This is a genomic window from Halomonas sp. DP5N14-9 (genome assembly GCF_019802175.1).
Taxonomy (GTDB): domain Bacteria; phylum Pseudomonadota; class Gammaproteobacteria; order Pseudomonadales; family Halomonadaceae; genus Halomonas; species Halomonas litopenaei.
In genome coordinates, this window is record NZ_JAHVHR010000006.1 from 159265 (window position 1) to 175045 (window position 15781).

The window sequence follows — 15781 nt, forward strand, 5'->3', positions numbered from 1 at the left end:
CGTGGCATGGCATCGGCCGGCGCCGAAGACAGATGCCTAACGATCCAGCCGCTCGAGCACTTCCATGACTTCCTGACAGGCGCCCATGGTGTGGTAGTCGACCTTGCCGGCAGGGCTCTTCAGGTTGTCGTAACGACGATTGTCCGGCGTCAGGATACGCACCCAGGCGCCATGATGGTGGTCGATCATGTGCTGCCAACTGTAGTCCCACAGCCGCTGGTACCAGCGTCGATAGCTGGCCTTGCCGGTGACCTCCCAGAGCACGGCGGCCGCGGCGAAGCTCTCCGCCTGGACCCAGAAGTACTTGTCGCCGTCACATACCTGCCCGTCGAGATCCAGGCCATAGACCAGGCCGCCATGGGTCCTGTCCCAGCCCGCTTCGCAGGCGCTCGAGAACAACCGCTCGGCGGTGGGAATCAACCAGGCATCATCGCGATAGCGTGCCAGCAGCACCAGCAGCTTGGCCCATTCGGTCTGGTGGCCCACCTGATAGCCCCAGGGGCGGAACAGGTGCTTGGGATCGTCGCGGTTGTAGTCGAAGTCGCGCTGCCACTGGCGGTTGTAGTGCTCCCAGATCCAGCCATGGGGATGGTCATCGCTGGCCTTGGTGATCGCGCGGGCGATGGCCATGGCCTGGTCCAGATAAGGGGTCTCGCCGGTGGCCTCGAAGGCGGCGATCAGCGCCTCACAGCCATGCATGTTGGCGTTCTGGCCGCGATAGTCGCTGAGATTCCAGTGCTCATCAGCCTCATCGGCGAAGCGCTGCCACTGGGGTTCCCAGAAGCGCTTGTCGAGCATGGCGTGTACCCGACCGATACCCTCGTAGGCTTCATCGATGCCGGCGCGATAGGCCTCGGCGTAGGCCAGCAACACGAAGGCCAGGCCGTAACAGTGATGGGTGGGGTCTTCGACCTTTCCATCGCGCAGGGTCCAGGCGTAGCCCTGATGGCGCGTCTGGAAGTGGGCCTTTTCGAGATAGGCCAGACCATGGCGGGCCCAGTGCAGATACTCGGGATTGCCGGTCTGGCGAGCAAAGCGTGCATAGGTCACCACGAAACGCGTACTGGAGACCAGGTGCCGATGTCCGGCGTCGACGATGTGGCCATCGTCACGAAAATACTGGAAGAAACCGCCGTGCGGATCGATCGCCCGCGGATGATAGAACGCCATGGTGTCGCGCACATGGCGATCGAGAAACATCGGGTCAAATCCGTTCATCACTGCCTCCTGTTACAGGGGATGCAAGACCTCGGTATGACGGCGCTAGGCGCTGTCCGAAAAGTCGACGAGCGAAGGTTAGACAAGGCAAAAATCGGTGAGAAAGCGCAGTTTACGGGGTGTAAATGAGCATTTTGACCGGGCTGGCGCACCAGCCGATTTTTAACGCCGTATTACCGAGCGCAGGCACTTTTCAGACAAGCCCTAGCCCGCCGCCCCACCACTGCCCCAAGTGTGGCCTCAGTGTAGCGCGCTGCCTTTGCCTCGGCCGCCCCGTCAACCGTCCAGTCCAAAGCGCTGCCGCAGGTGCTGGGCCACCGCTGCCTCGGCGTGGTGACCGATCACGCGGGCCTCGGGCAGGTCCTCGGCCAGCCTGGGATGGGCGTTGGCCATCACCTGGGCCTCGCCGGCCAGCGCCAGCATCTCCAGATCATTGAGGTTGTCGCCGAAGGCCAGGCAACGGGTGGCGGGGATGCCGAGGTCGTCAAGCAGTGCCGAGACGGCGGTGCCCTTGTTGACCCCGGCGGCCATGATCTCAAGCGAGTGACTCATCGAGTAGGTGATGTGCAGCGCCTCGCCTGCCGCTTCACGCGCGCCGGCCTCGATCTCGGCGAGCAGCCTGGGATCGCCGATATAGAGCACCTTGCCGACCCCCTGGACGTCCATCTCTCCCGGTCCCTCCACCCGGTAGCCAAAGCCGGTGGCCTCGTGCAGCGACAGCAGGCCCGGGGCGTGATCATCGATCACCCAGGCCTCGTCGCGGTACATGTTGAGGCGTACGTCGGGATGACGCGGCAGCTGGATCAGGGCCTCGACCAGCTCCGGGGCGAGGTGGGCCGACCGCACGCAGCGGTCGTTCGGGTCCAGTGTCCAGGCGCCGTTGCTGGAGATGATATGGGCGTCCACCCCCAGGCGATCGCGAAAACCGATCATGTCGCGATGATGACGGCCCGAGGCCAGGGCGATGCAGTGGCCATCGGTGGCCAGTCGACGCAGGGTCTCGACGGTCAGCTCGGCCAGGTCATGGTTGGCACCCAGCAGGGTACCGTCGAGGTCGGACACGATCAGGTGAGGCAGCATGGCGACTCCGGGTCTTCAGGGGGAACGGGGAAGTCTACACCAGATGGCCAGGCGTAGAACGCCAGCGGCGGCACACCCTGAAGTGTGCCGCCGCTGGCGGTAAGGCGAGATGACCGCAGGTGGCGGGCGCATCACACTCGCCACCTGCCACCCAGCGGGCTACCACTCAGCGGGCTGCCAACCCAGCCTGGTGCAGACCGCCGGCCAGGGCCTCGGCGTCCTTGCCCACCACCAGGTGCCAGACGCCATCGGCCACCCGCATCACGCCGTGACAACCCAGCTGCGCCAGCGCCTGCTCGTCCAGCGCACCGTCGCTGCCGACCTCCAGGCGCAGGCGGGTCGCCGCCCGGGCTTCCAGCGCGCGAACGTTGTCCGAGCCACCCAGCGCCTTGGTCCAGGCGTCTATCTGCTCGTCATTGAGACTCTTGGCGCTCACCACCTTGGGGACGCCGGTGGCGATAGGTGCGGGGTCGGCGCCCACCGGCGGGGTCTGGCCCTCGGCGGCCATGGCGGCGCGGATCTCATCGGATACACTGTCGGCGATGGGGCCCAGGATGACCTGGATGCCACCTCCGCCGAGGCGCATGATGCCACGCGAGCCCAGCGCCTTGAGTGCCGGCTCGTCGATCTGCTCCGGCTCCTTGAGCACCAGCCGCAGGCGTGTGGTGCAGGCACCGACGGCCTCGAGGTTGGCGGCACCGCCGAGTGCCGTGACGAAGGCCGGCCCCCGCTCGCCCAGGTCCTCGGCCTGTACCTTGACGCCCTCGTCCATCGGCTCACGCCCTGGCGTCGGCAGATCGAAGCGTACGATCGCCCACCGGAACAGCACGTAGTAGACGCTACCGATCGCGAGCCCCACCGGCAGCATCAGCCAGCCGTTGGTGGACAGACCGTAGGACAGGGCGTAGTCGAAGGCCCCGGCCGAGAAGGTGAAGCCAAGCTTGACGTCGAGCCACTGCATGATCGCCATGCTCAGCCCGGTCATCAGCGCGTGGAAGGCATACAACAGCGGCGCCAGGAACATGAAGGTGAACTCGATCGGTTCGGTCACCCCGGTCAGGAAGGCGGTCAGCGCCAGCGACATCAAGAGCCCGCCGACCTGCGCGCGACGGCCCTTGTCTGCGGTGTGGTACATGGCCAGTGCCGCCGCCGGCAGACCGAACATCATCACCGGGAAGAAGCCGGCCATGAAACCACCCGCCGCCGGGTCACCGGCGAAGAAGCGATTGAGGTCACCGGTGGCGTCACCGAAGCTGCCGAACACGAACCACACAAAGCTGTTGAGCACGTGGTGCAGGCCGGTGACGATCAGCAGTCGATTGAGCGCACCGTAGACGAACTTGCCAAAGGCGCCGGCGTCGATCAGCCAGTGTCCCAGGGTGTCGATGGCGTGCTGGATCGGCGGCCAGCCCCAGCCGAAGGCGATCCCCAGCACCACCCCGGCAAGGCCAGTGGCGATGGGCACGAAGCGCCGTCCGCCGAAGAAGGCCAGATAGTCGGGCAGTTTTATCGCCTTGAAGCGGTTGTACAGAAGCCCGGCCACGGTACCCATGATGATGCCGGCCAGCACCCCCATGTCGATCTCGGGGTTGAGGCTTTGCAGCACCGCGTCCAGCACCAGATAGCCGATCACCCCGGCGAGCCCCGCCGCGCCGTTGCTGTCGTCGGCAAAGCCGACGGCGAGGCCGATGGCGAAGATCAACGCCAGGTTGGCGAAGATCGCCTGACCGGCGCTGGCGACGAAGGCGATGTCCAGCAGGTCCGGCTGGCCCAGGCGCAGCAGCAGGCCGGCCACCGGCAGTACCGCGATCGGCAGCATCAAGGAGCGCCCGAGCAGCTGAAGCGCCGCCATCAGGCGTGAACCAAAGGAGGTGGTCATGTCAGGATCCTCTCGGGTGTGGGTTCGACGTCGAGGGCGGCGTCCACCAGCGGTGCCAGTGCCTTGCGCACCGAGGCCGCATCGGGCATCGCCAGCAGGGTGTCGATTTCACGCGCGATCACGGCGGCATCAAGCCTGCGCAGGCGGGCCTTGACCGAAGCGATACGCGACGGCTCCACCGACAATTCCGACACGCCCATGGCCACCAGCAGCGGGCCGGCCAGGTCGTCTCCCGCCGCGGCGCCACACACCCCCACCGGGCAGCGGTTGGCGGTGCCCGACAGGGTGGCCTGGATTAGCCGCAGCACTCCGGGATGCAGCACGTCGGCCTGGGCCGCCAGCTGAGGATCCTCACGGTCCATGGCCAGGCCATACTGGGTCAGGTCGTTGGTGCCGATCGACAGGAAGTCCGCGACCTTGGCCATGGCGGCGGAGCACAGCGCTGCGCTGGGCACCTCGATCATGGCGCCGAGCAGCGGCAGTTCGGTCAGCCGCATCTCGGCGGCCAGGGCCTCCATGCGTTCGCGCACCCACTCGAGTTCGCTGGCGTCGCTGACCATCGGCACCATGATGCGCAGATGACGCAAGGGCTTGACCCCGAGCAAGGCCCTCAACTGAGTGTCCAGCAGAGCCGGTTGGGTCTGCCACAGGCGCATGCCGCGCACGCCCAGCGCCGGATTGGGAACGGCGGGCAGGGTGAGATACGGCAACTGCTTGTCGGCGCCGATATCCAGGGTTCGGATGATCACCGGCCTGGAGCCCAGCGCATCGACGCTGGCCTGGTACTCCTGGCGCTGGTCGTCTTCTTCGGGCGCGGCGTCACGCCCCAGAAACAGAAATTCCGAGCGCATCAGGCCGACGCCATCGGCGCCACAGTCGCTGGCCTGACGGGCTTCCTCGGCGCTGCCGATATTGGCCGCCACCTCGACCATGCGGTTGTCCCGGGTGACCACCTCCAGGTGAGCCTCGGCACGTTCTTCCTCGGCACGCGCCTGACGGGCGGCGATGTCCGCCACCACCTGATCGCGGCGCGCCTGGTCGGGCTCGAGTTCCAGCCGGCCGTTGTCGGCATCCAGCACCACCGCCCGATCCAGACACGACTCGGTCGCTTCCATCAGGCCGCCCATGGCGACCAGGCACGGCAATCCCCTGGCCCTGGCCATGATGGCTACGTGGGAGGTGGTGCCACCGGCGGCCAGACATATCCCTGCCGGCTTGAGCGCACAGAGATCGACGAAGGTAGACGGAGTCAGATCCTCTGCGACGACGATGGCGCCGGGGGTGATATCACCGAACCCGCTGCCCTCGCCTTCGCTGAATTCCAGCATCACCTGGCGTTGCAGATCACGCAGGTCAGCGATCCGCCCGATCAGGATGGGGTTACCAGTGGCCCGCAGCCGATCGGCCTCGGCATCCAGCGCCTCGCGCCAGGCCTGGCCAGGGCTTAGTCCCTCTTCCAGGCGGCTGATCGACGAGGCCACCAGGTCAGGGTCTTCAAGCCACGCCTGGTGTGCCTCGAATACCTCCGCCTCGGCGGTCTGACCGCTGCGTTCGGCGCGCTCTCGGGCGGCCTCCAGCTGGCGTCCGACACGCTCGAGCGCCTCTTTCAGACGCGGACTTTCCAGCTTGCGCCCCAGTCATTCCAGCGGCACCTCGGGTAACTTGACCGACAGTGTCGCCAGCGGACCGGTCGCGATCCCGGCGCTGGCCACAAGACCTGCGAGCTGCCCGGCGGGCAGATCGACGCTGGGCGCTGGCGGTGATGTGGCGGCCTCCGCCTGCCCTGGGCCATGCCCTTCCGGGGTGGTCAACAGCGCCATCGCTGCCGCCAGGGCCGCTTCGGCCTGACGCCCCTTTACTCTGATGACCACCTCGTCGCCGCACTCGAGGCCCAGGTTCATCAGGGCGCTGACACTATCCGAACTGGCCGTGCGAGCGTCGCGCAGCAGGCTCAGGCTCACCTGATGATCACGCGCGATGGCACGCAGGCGTGCCGCCGGCCGGGCGTGCAACCCTGACTCTATCGCCAGTACCAGAGAGCGCTCCAGCACCTGGCCATCGCTGCCTTCTTCATCGGTGACATCATCGGCAAGCCTTTCGGGGCCCAACACCACCAACGGATCACCGCGCTGGACGATATCGCCGGCACGCAGGTCCAGCGACACCCAGTCACGACCTCCGGCATCCAGCACCACCAGTGGTGTCACCAGCGATACCGCCTCGCGTACCAGTTGATCCACATCGAAGTAGCACAGCGGCTCGCCCGCCTCGATGCGCTGGCCCAGGCTGACGCAGGGCTCGATGCCCTTGCCTTCGAGGGCGACGGTGTCGAGGCCAAGATGAACCAGTACCTCGACGCCCTCGTCGCTCTTGATGGTGAAGGCGTGATGGGTACGGGCACACTGAATCACCTCGCCGGCGCAGGGCGCGTGCAGGCAACCGCCCAGGGGATCCAGGGCGATGCCCTGGCCGAGGGTTCCCTCGGCAAAAACCGGGTCCGGCACGTCGGCCAGGGGGACTACCACCCCCTTGACCGGCGCCACCAGAGTGACATTGCTGGAAGTCATGATCGGCTCCGTATGATTGTCGTAGTGATTAGAGCGTGCAGGTCACCTTGCGCAGGTGCCTCGGTTGATCCGGATCGATACCGCGAGCCTCGGCCAGGCGGGCCACCATCGGATAGAAGCTCTGGATCACCGACAGCGGCTCCAGCGCCTCGTGACCCGCCGAGGTCAATGTCAGATGGCGCTTGGCCACACGGTCGTCGGCGGCCAGCAGCACCTTGGCACCCACGCTCTCGAGCCACTCGGCCAGCTCCAGCAAGCCCTGCTGTTCGGCGCCGGGGGGGGCGAACACCAGTACCGGATAGCCTGGCTCGATCAGCGCCATGGGGCCGTGCTTGACCTCGGCGCCACTGAAGGGCTCTGCCTGAATGGCGCAGGTTTCCTTGAACTTGAGCGCCGCCTCCTGGGCGATGCCAAGCCCGGTACCCCGGCCGATGACCATCAACCGATCGGCGTCCTTGAGCGCTTCTACCGCCGGGCTCCAGTCCTGGGCGGCGGCGTCGGTGAGGCGGTCGGGCAGCTCATTGAGCGCCCCCAGCAGCATGGCGCTCTCGTTCCAGTGGGCCATCAGCTGGGCACCGGCGGACAGAGTCGCCAGGAAGCTCTTGGTGGCCGCCACACTCTTCTCTTCACCGGCAAACAACGGCACTTCCAGATCGCTCGCCTGGCCCAGTGGTGACTCCGGCGTATTGACCAGCGCGATGGTGGTGGCACCACCCTGCTTCAGCGCCTCCTGGCTCGCCACCAGGTCGGGACTCTGGCCCGACTGGGAGATGGCGATGGACAGCTGGCCGGCCAATCGCCAGGGCGTACGCGACAGGGTCGACAGTGACGGCGGCAGCGAGGCCACCGGAATGCCGCGAGTCTGCATGCACAGGTAGGCGAGATAGCTGGCGGCGTGGTCAGAGCTGCCCCTGGCCACGGTGACGGCGCCTGTCGGCGGCTCGGCACGCAGGCGATCACCCAGTTCCCGCAGCACTGTCTGGTTACGCGTCAACTGACCGCGCAGGCGTTCCGGCGCGTTCAGCGCCTCTTCAAGCATGAGTGACATGGGATTCTCCAGAGACAAGACGACCGTCCAGATGGACAGAGGTAAGGGTGAGTTCGGGGTCGAGGGTCACAATATCGGCGCGGGCCCCGGCCTCCAGGCGGCCGATGTCACGGCGCCCGAGGAAGTCCGCGGGAAAGCGCGACAGCCGATCCGAGGCCTCGGCCAGGCTGAGCCCGACACTGACGAAGTTGCGCAACGCCTGGTCCATGGTCAGGGTGCTGCCGGCCAGGGTGCCGTCGGCCAGACGCACGCCGCCCAGGCACTTGGTCACCTTCTGCTCGCCCAGGCGGTAGTCGCCATCGGGCATGCCCGCCGCCGCGGTGGAATCGGTCACCGCATAGAGCCGCGGAATGCAGCGCAGCGCGGTGCGAATGGCGCCGGGATGTACATGCAGCAGATCGGGAATGATCTCGGCGTACTCGGCGTGGGCCAGCGCCGCCCCGACCATGCCCGGCTTGCGGTGGTGCAGCGCGGTCATGGCGTTGAACAGGTGGGTAAAGCCGCAGGCGCCGTGGGACAGCGCCTCGACACCTTCTTCATAGCTGCCCAGGGTATGGCCCAGCTGGACGCGCACGCCCTTGTCGGTGAGGTGACGGATCACCTCGCCATGGCCGCTGATTTCCGGTGCCAGGGTGATCAGCAGGATGGGCGCCAACGCCATCAGTTCATCCATTTCGGCGACGCTGGCGACCTGGGCGTGGGCCGGCTGGGCGCCGAGCTTGCCAGGATTGATGAAGGGCCCTTCGAGGTGTACGCCGAGCACCCGGGAAGCCGCGGGGTCCGGGGCTTCCATATAGCCGGAGATCTCGCCCAGCACCGCACGCACCTCTTCCGGGCGCGCGGTCATGGTGGTCGCCAGCAGGCTGGTGGTGCCAAAGCGCAGGTGAGTGCGGGCGAGCGTCGAGACGGCCTCGCGCCCCTCCATGGCGTCGGCTCCGCCACCGCCATGTACGTGCAGGTCGACGAAGCCGGGGATCAGCCGAGGGGCATCATTGGTAGAGGGGTCCACGGGGGAGCCCTCGATGGCGGCGATCCGGCCCTGTTCCAGCCGAATCTCACCCAGGCGCCAGCCCTCGGGGGTCAGCACGTTGCCGGCAAGGCGGGTGGGAGCGGTACTCATGGCGGTCTCCTAGCGGGCGAGTTCGACGGTGAAGTCGTAGTAGTCGGTACGGCAGTAGGTGATGGTCAGCTCCGCCGGGGTGTCGTCGGCCAGGTAGCCCAGCCGCGTCACCTTGAGCAGAGCCTGGCCTTCGGCCACCTGGGCAAGCCCGGCGAGTTCGGCGTCGGCATTGACCGCGGTGACCTGCTGACGGGCACGCACGATGGGGCGACCAGCCTGCTCGAGCCATTGATACAGCGAGACGTCGACCGCCATGGGGTCCGGCAGCACCGTGACCGGCAGGCAGCTCTCCTCCACCGCCATCACCACGTCATCGGCCAGACGCAGACGCTTGAGTCGCGACACCTGGGCATTGCTCGACAATCCCAGGCGTAGATTCTCCTCGGAGCTCGGCTGGCAGCGCTCGCGTCTCAGCCACTCGGAGCGCGGCGAAAATCCCCGCTGGATCAGCATGTCGCTGAAACTCGCCAGTCGGGTCAGCGGCTGATCCATGCTGGGACGAATAAAGGTGCCGGAGCCGCGGTCGCGTCGGATCAGGCCGCTTTCCTCCAGCTGGTCGAGGGCCTTGCGCGCCGTGATGCGTGACACCGCCAACGCCTCGGCCAGGTTGCGTTCCGACGGCAGCGCCTCTCCGGCGCGCCAGCTGCCACTGCGGATGGCCGCCTCCAGGCCGTTGGCCAGCTGGCGGTACAGTGGCGTGGCAAGCGAGGCGTCGAGGTGCAGGTGCTCGAATCGTGAATCCATGGCGGCGTGGTCCCTGGGAGCTTGGTGATAACCACTATAGCTCCACCTAGAGACCAATTGAATACCAATCTAATACCACATTGGTCGAACCCTGACTGTGCATTTCACGGCGACCCACACGCCCCCTCAACTCCTCTACCGAGGTATTCCCACGGGAGCGAAAGGAGGCGTAGCAAGGATGCCGCACAGGAAGCGGTGAAATTTTGCCGAATGCCGTTTCCAACCCCTTGATTTGTGGCCTCGGGCTCCACGGGGTTTGGCCGGGGCTGCAACAATCCGTATAGTGGCCCCCTTATTCCCGCCACTCGATCGTGACCATGCTGCAGAACAACGCCTTGCTGGCTCAGCTCAAGCAACAGATCCGCGATAACACCCCCCGCGTCACGGGTGTCATCAAAGCCACCGAAAAGGGCTTCGGCTTCCTCGAGTGCGAGGACGGTGCGTCCTATTTCGTGCCGCCCCCCGCCATGAAGAAGGTGCTGCACGGCGACCGCGTCGAGGCAGTGCTGCACGAGGAAGGCGAGCGCAAGTCGGTGGAACCCGACACCCTGATCGAGAGCAACATGCAGCGCTTCGTTGCCCGGGTGCAGAAGCGTGATGGACGCCTGGCGGTGGTGCCTGATCACCCATCGATCAAGACCGCCATGAAGGCACGCATCAAGCGCAGCCTCGAGGAAGACGCCATCGGTGACGGCGACTGGGTAGTGGCACGTCTGGTGCGCCACCCGCTCAAGCCCGACGATCGCGCCTTCTTTACCCAGATCGACGAGCTGGTGGCCAAGACCGATGATCCCGCAGTGCCCTGGCGCGTTACCCTGGCCCGCCACGCCCTCGAGCAGGAATGCCCCGACGCCGGCAACGACTGGCCGCTGCGCGACGAAGGCCTGGAGCGAGAGGACCTGACCGCCGAGCCCTTCTTCACCATCGATGGCGAGAAGACCCGGGACATGGACGACGCCTTGCGCGTCGAGGTCCGCGAGGACGGCGGCTGGCGCCTGTCGGTGGCCATCGCCGACCCCACCGCCTACGTCGAGGAAGGCCACGCCGCCGACCTCGAGGCCCGCACCCGCGCCTTCACCGTCTACCTGCCGGGCCAGAACGTCACCATGCTGCCCGAGCAGCTGGCCGACGATCTGTGCTCGCTGCACGAGGGCCAGGAGCGCCCGGTGCTGGCCTGTCGCCTGGACGTCAACGCCGATGGCAGCCTCGGTGACTATCAGTTCTTCGCGGCCACCGCGCGTTCACAGGCTCGCCTGGTCTACGACAACGTCTCTGACTGGCTCGAGGGCCAGGGCGACTGGGCACCCGACGACACCATCGGTGAACAGCTCAAGGCCCTCCGCGATCTGACCGAGGCACGCACCGCCTGGCGTCAGGAGCACGCCCTGGTGTTCAAGGACCGTCCCGACTATGTCTTCGACCTGGACGAGGCCGGCAACGTGCTGGCGATCCGCACCGAAGAGCGGCGCATCGCCAACCGCATGATCGAAGAGTCGATGATCGCCGCCAATGCCTGCTGTGCGGCGTTGCTGGCCGACAAGGTCGGTCACGGCATCTTCAACGTCCATCGTGCCTTCGAGGACGACAAGGCCGAGGCCGCCCAGAGCTTCCTGGCGACACAGGACATCGCCGTCGAGCGTGAGGCGCTGACCGACCTGTCGCGCTACAAGGAACTCAAGCGTGCGCTGGAAAGCCGCGACGATGCCTGGCTCGACGCCCGCCTGCGCAAGTTCCAGGGCTTTACCGCCATGTCCGCCCAGCCGGGCCCGCACTTTGGCCTGGGACTGGCCGCCTACGCCACCTGGACCTCGCCGATCCGCAAGTACGGCGACATGGTCAACCACCGCCTGATCAAGCGTGTGCTCAAGGGCGAGCAGGCGCCGAAGGAGGCCAGCGTCGAGTTGACAGAGCAGCTCACCGAGCGTCGTCGCCTCAACCGCCTGGCCGAGCGCGACGTCAAGGACTGGCTCTACGTGCGCTACCTGACCCCGGCGGCCAAGCAGCAGGACGTGTTCGATGCCGAGATCATCGCCATCAACCGCGGCGGCATGCGGGTGCGCCTGACCGCCAACGGCGCCACCGCCTTCGTGCCGGCACCGCTGATGCACGCAGATCGCGACAAGGTGGTGGTCGACGACAAGGAAGGCCGCATCCAGATCGAGGGCGAGGAGCGCTTCAAGCTCGGCGACGCGGTACGCGTCGCCCTGACCGAAGCCAAGGAAGAGACCCGCTCACTGGTGGCCCAGCCCGCCGCCTGAGCGATCCTTCCTGCTCGGTCGCGGCGGTAACACCGCTATCGACCTGGAAGTACAGAAAACGGCGACCTTCGGGTCGCCGTTTTCTTAGATGGCTTCAATTGCTGCGGCCCAACGGCGGCAAGACCAGGCAAGACCAGGCAAGACTGGCAAGGCTCCCGGTGTTTCACGCCATCATTCGCCTTTCCCGCAGGCCTCGCGAATCTCCTTAGACCAGGCCACCTTGCGGCTGGTCAGTATCGACACAAAGTGCCCCAGCGAGAACAGCGCCAGCATCGGCGACATCAGCACCATGCGCCATTGGGAGTAACGAATATCATGGCCCCGCGCCTTGTCACGCTTCATCTCCCGCAGCGGGAACCAGCGCAGAAAGGACTCCTTCAGCGACAGCCTGTCGGTGTGGTACCAGCCGGGCTCCTGCACTTGGTCGGGCCCTTCTTCCATATAGCGGCGGATATACTCCCACCAGCCCAGGCACTCCTCGTGCTTCACTAACTCACCCCCCACCGGAAAGCTGTCGTAGTAGCGGGTTCCGTCCGGCGTTGCCGCCATGATGTTCAGCACAAAGTAGCCGCCGTTGTCGAAGGGGGTGATGGTCGCCAGAATATCGTCCCAGTCATAGCTGCGTGGACCGCCCAGCTTGGGCGTATAGAACACATGCACCTGACGGGTTCGACGGTTAAAGCGAATCGCCGCATGGCGATAGGTAAAGCAGTCCCAGGCGGAGTGGGCGTTGCAGACTACGTAGGAAAGAAAAAAAATGAAAACAGAACAAAAAAATAGCGCCACACATCTCAGAACGCTTAGACCATCAGTATAAAAATCCCAGGCAACCTCAAGAAAAAACAATACAGCAAAGGGAATCAACCCACCAAAAAGAAAGCCAAACATTGCTGTGTACATGCCCCGCCGACAAAACTCATCGGCATTGACGGTTTCCAGAAAAACATCATTCTTTGTGTAGATAAACTCGGCGTCATAGGGCTCATCGGTTGCTCGAGTCTTTAGGTCAAATGGGATATCGTCGTCCACAGGAATATCCAGCGGCTCGGCAAACCAGTCGAGCCCCCGGTCGCGATACAACAGCTGGGTAAAGTACTCGTTGATCATCGCGGCCATCCTCTAGCGCGTCATATCGTCCAGCGCATCGAGCGCCGCCTGAAGATCCCGGTAACGAACGTCAGCATCTCCATTGCCAAAGACGCAGCGGGTCAGCCAGGTCTCGAGCTGGTTCTTCTCCAACGCCACGATCAACAGCGCCACCGCCAGGCCAATCCAACCCAGCCTGGCAGCCACCAAGGCCCAGCCTGAGCGACTGATGATCAAGGAACCCATCGCCGCTTCCGTTGCCGATATCTTGCCTACCTGTTGAGCCACAGCAGCCAGCGCGGAGGCTCCAGAGCCCAAAAAGACAAGTGAGGAAGATGCGTACAACGCAAATAGAACCAAGTCCCCGCTTTGATATGCCTTGACTGCCTTTACTGCATGCCATACGCCAAAAATCCAGGCCCCCAGCGCTGCGGTGATTCCTCCGCCCCAGGCCAGACCCTTGTACAGACGGCTCTCCGGCGCCGCCACCGGGTGGATCATCTGATTGGCCACCCCGACCAGACTACTGGCCAGATACAGCAGCCCACCGCCAAACATCCAGTTTCGCTCCGCCTGACTCCTGGCGGAGTTCTCGTCAAACACGGCTTCGCCCAGATGCACCGAATTGATCAGCTCCAGGCTGGCGGCGAAGACGCCCAACCAGGTGCATGGCGTCATTGCCGATGCGACGGCGATTCGCCGCATCTCGATCGACTGGGCAAGTTCCGCCTGGATGATCGGGCGCTGCAGCGGGTCCACGGAGGTGGGAACAAAGGCCCACAGACGTATCGGCACGTCAGAGTGCCCCTCCGGCAAGGGCGGAAAGAAGTGGCGCAGGTCATGCCGGATATTGCGGAAGGCCAGTTCATCACGCCAGAGCACCTGGTCGTACATGGACAACAGCTGTCTGGGGGTGGCATCGAACACCATCAAGGACGTCTTGAACCCATAGCGCACCCAGCCAACCGCCTGCCACAGTCGTGCCAGCGAGTCGTTGGCGATATTGGTGTAGCTGACCAGCCCGAGCTTTTGCGCGATCTGACTGGCCATGGTGGCCAGCAGTTGCTCGGTCTGGGAGCGGTTGTCCATGTCAGCCCCCAGCACCCGCCTCAAGGGGCCCAGAATCTTGCTGCCCCAGAAGGCACTTTCGAAGACCAGATCCTTGACCATGTCGATGGCCGGGGCGTGATTGGCGAAGGTGGCACGCCACAGGTAGGAATCCACCTCGTCGATCGATCGTTCGATCAACTCGGCGACGGTTTCCTGCCCCGTCTCTGTCGTGGTCATGCCCACCGTCATGGCGGCCACGGCCACCTCATAGGCCGCCCCATTGTCCAGATCCTGGTCGTCGTAGCCCAGCATGGCGTCACGGACCAGGTCGGACATCAACCAGTCACGGTGAATCTCGGCCAGCTTCACCACCGCCTGGCTGTCACGTTCAAGATGGGCGCTATAGCGCGACTCGAACTCCAGACGCCGCTGCTCGTCGTAGCAGGCCTGATACTTTTCCCAACTCTGCTCGATGGCACGACGCTGATAGGCTAGCGCGTTATCAGCCTGCTGCCCGCGCAGCAATTCGAGCTCGCGGCGACCCCGCTCGACTCTTCGCCTGTCGATATCGCCCATCAGCGCCCAGCGCCTTGCCTTTTCTGATGCGTCCGTCAGCGCATCGAACTCCTGAGCGAGCCTCTGGTCACCAAACACCTCGGCTCGACGTGCCCGCTCAATATGTTGCTCTGCCTGGTGCTCGGCCTTGCTTTTCACCGCTTCTCGTATCCCCTCGATCAATTCCGATGTGACCTTCCTTTCCACCACATCCTTGCGGCGGGCATAGCGATCGAGGCGAGCCTTGGCCTGGTTCCGGTAATGATTGACGGAGATGCACATGCCGATAGGGTCAGCCACCGCCAGTATCGGTGTCCTGTCGATCCACTGAGGAGCGTCCTGGACCATCCAGTTCATCCGATCGCGAAGCTGACTCACCGTCGACGGCAATCGCTCGCAGACGCCAACAAGGGGAAAACCATCGTTCTCCAGCAGTTCCTCGGGACAGGCATCATTGAACTCCATGACATGCGTGCCGAGTTGCGTAGAGGGAATCACGCCAGCGGCCTCTCCCGTACCAAGCCAGGCAGCCACATCGAAAGGACTAAGCAGGCGATCACGCAGGCCGCTGTCGTTGCGCTCCAGCCGCCCCAGCATGGCCTGCGTGAAGGGATGGTCACTATAGCCAACGTGAACGATGCCAGCTTCCTGAGCCTTCGGTAGAGAAATCAGGCGCGCAGAGAGTTTATTCTCGGGAATATTGCAAGGCGCGTCGATGTGCGAGTCCCCGTAGGCCGTCTCTCTCGGCCCGCGCCCATAGGGGTCAAATTCTTCGAAACGGGAGTCGTGAGTGATGCGCCAGGCTTGCCAGCGCTGGCGCTTCTCGTCGAACAGGTAGAGATAGCCCTCGCGCATCAGGCGCAGGACATAGCGCGTCTCACGCGGGGCAGGAAAGTGGCGATTGGCGTGTACCGCCATCGACCAGGGAAGGTCTTGCGACCAGTCGCTGACGTGACGGTCCGATACCGCGTAGCGCACCGGCAGGATGGGTAGTCCCACCCTGTCGCAGCAAGGGCAGCCCTGCTGCTTCGTTCCTGGCAGCGGGCTGTTGTCGTCCAGTGCCTCGAGCCAGTCGGCAATCTCGCTGATCCTGACGTCCGCCATACTTCTCCCCCTTCCCTGAAGTCGCCTTCCCGCTCCATGTGCTGGTGGCGATGAAACGCGGCTTGGACCTTG

The 15781-nt window shown here is 64.9% G+C and carries 11 protein-coding genes; 1 reads left to right on the forward strand and 10 read right to left on the reverse strand.

What is annotated here, in order from left to right:
• Positions 1-36: 36 nt before the first annotated feature.
• The 8 genes from KUW00_RS06195 to KUW00_RS06225 form a co-directional block, all read right to left on the reverse strand.
• Entirely contained in the window at positions 37-1218 is a 1182-nt protein-coding gene (locus KUW00_RS06195) for an AGE family epimerase/isomerase (protein ID WP_108449058.1), read from the reverse strand.
• A gap of 276 nt (positions 1219-1494) precedes the next feature.
• Positions 1495-2298 carry a Cof-type HAD-IIB family hydrolase gene (locus KUW00_RS06200; protein WP_108449057.1) on the reverse strand — a complete coding sequence of 268 codons (804 nt, stop codon included), beginning with the start codon at positions 2296-2298 and terminating at the stop codon, positions 1495-1497.
• A gap of 166 nt (positions 2299-2464) precedes the next feature.
• The gene (nagE, locus tag KUW00_RS06205) at positions 2465-4177 is read right to left on the reverse strand and encodes an N-acetylglucosamine-specific PTS transporter subunit IIBC (RefSeq protein WP_108449056.1); all 1713 of its coding nucleotides are present in this window, start codon (positions 4175-4177) and stop codon (positions 2465-2467) included.
• The gene (ptsP, locus tag KUW00_RS22330; protein ID WP_315901109.1) at positions 4174-5814 is read right to left on the reverse strand and encodes a phosphoenolpyruvate--protein phosphotransferase; all 1641 of its coding nucleotides are present in this window, start codon (positions 5812-5814) and stop codon (positions 4174-4176) included. Before ptsP ends, nagE begins: the two co-directional genes overlap by 4 nt.
• On the reverse strand, positions 5815-6744 hold the full coding sequence (locus tag KUW00_RS22335) for a glucose PTS transporter subunit IIA (protein WP_261392007.1): 930 nt from the start codon (positions 6742-6744) through the stop codon (positions 5815-5817).
• Positions 6745-6772: 28 nt separating this feature from the next.
• Complete coding sequence (locus tag KUW00_RS06215; RefSeq protein ID WP_213228875.1) at positions 6773-7792, reverse strand: SIS domain-containing protein; 1020 nt, start codon at positions 7790-7792, stop codon at positions 6773-6775.
• Positions 7776-8912 (reverse strand): N-acetylglucosamine-6-phosphate deacetylase, encoded by a 1137-nt coding sequence (gene nagA / locus KUW00_RS06220; protein ID WP_108449053.1) that lies wholly within the window; start codon positions 8910-8912, stop codon positions 7776-7778. The genes KUW00_RS06215 and nagA overlap by 17 nt, the downstream gene beginning before the upstream one ends.
• Positions 8913-8921: 9 nt before the next feature.
• The gene (locus KUW00_RS06225) at positions 8922-9656 is read right to left on the reverse strand and encodes a GntR family transcriptional regulator (RefSeq protein WP_108133240.1); all 735 of its coding nucleotides are present in this window, start codon (positions 9654-9656) and stop codon (positions 8922-8924) included.
• Between the two features lie 317 nt (positions 9657-9973).
• Between KUW00_RS06225 and KUW00_RS06230 the strand changes: the two genes are divergently transcribed.
• Positions 9974-11914 (forward strand): exoribonuclease II, encoded by a 1941-nt coding sequence (locus KUW00_RS06230; RefSeq protein ID WP_108449052.1) that lies wholly within the window; start codon positions 9974-9976, stop codon positions 11912-11914.
• Between the two features lie 171 nt (positions 11915-12085).
• On the opposite strand, the gene KUW00_RS06235 is transcribed toward KUW00_RS06230, so the two are convergent.
• Together KUW00_RS06235 and KUW00_RS06240 are read right to left on the reverse strand one after the other, a co-directional pair.
• Complete coding sequence (locus KUW00_RS06235) at positions 12086-13021, reverse strand: DUF6708 domain-containing protein (RefSeq protein WP_222568558.1); 936 nt, start codon at positions 13019-13021, stop codon at positions 12086-12088.
• 12 nt (positions 13022-13033) lie between these two features.
• Entirely contained in the window at positions 13034-15709 is a 2676-nt protein-coding gene (locus KUW00_RS06240; protein ID WP_222568559.1) for a T6SS effector BTH_I2691 family protein, read from the reverse strand.
• Between the last annotated feature and the right edge of the window lie 72 nt (positions 15710-15781).

Bases quoted from the DNA above. Each gene is read 5' to 3' on its own strand.
- nagE (WP_108449056.1), bottom strand. From the start codon at position 4,177: ATGACCACCTCCTTTGGTTCACGCCTGATGGCGGCGCTTCAGCTGCTC.
- KUW00_RS06225 (WP_108133240.1), bottom strand. From the start codon at position 9,656: ATGGATTCACGATTCGAGCACCTGCACCTCGACGCCTCGCTTGCCACG.
- KUW00_RS06195 (WP_108449058.1), bottom strand. From the start codon at position 1,218: ATGAACGGATTTGACCCGATGTTTCTCGATCGCCATGTGCGCGACACC.
- KUW00_RS06200 (WP_108449057.1), bottom strand. From the start codon at position 2,298: ATGCTGCCTCACCTGATCGTGTCCGACCTCGACGGTACCCTGCTGGGT.
- nagA (WP_108449053.1), bottom strand. From the start codon at position 8,912: ATGAGTACCGCTCCCACCCGCCTTGCCGGCAACGTGCTGACCCCCGAG.
- KUW00_RS22335 (WP_261392007.1), bottom strand. From the start codon at position 6,744: ATGACTTCCAGCAATGTCACTCTGGTGGCGCCGGTCAAGGGGGTGGTA.
- KUW00_RS06230 (WP_108449052.1), top strand. From the start codon at position 9,974: ATGCTGCAGAACAACGCCTTGCTGGCTCAGCTCAAGCAACAGATCCGC.
- KUW00_RS06235 (WP_222568558.1), bottom strand. From the start codon at position 13,021: ATGATCAACGAGTACTTTACCCAGCTGTTGTATCGCGACCGGGGGCTC.
- KUW00_RS06240 (WP_222568559.1), bottom strand. From the start codon at position 15,709: ATGGCGGACGTCAGGATCAGCGAGATTGCCGACTGGCTCGAGGCACTG.
- KUW00_RS06215 (WP_213228875.1), bottom strand. From the start codon at position 7,792: ATGTCACTCATGCTTGAAGAGGCGCTGAACGCGCCGGAACGCCTGCGC.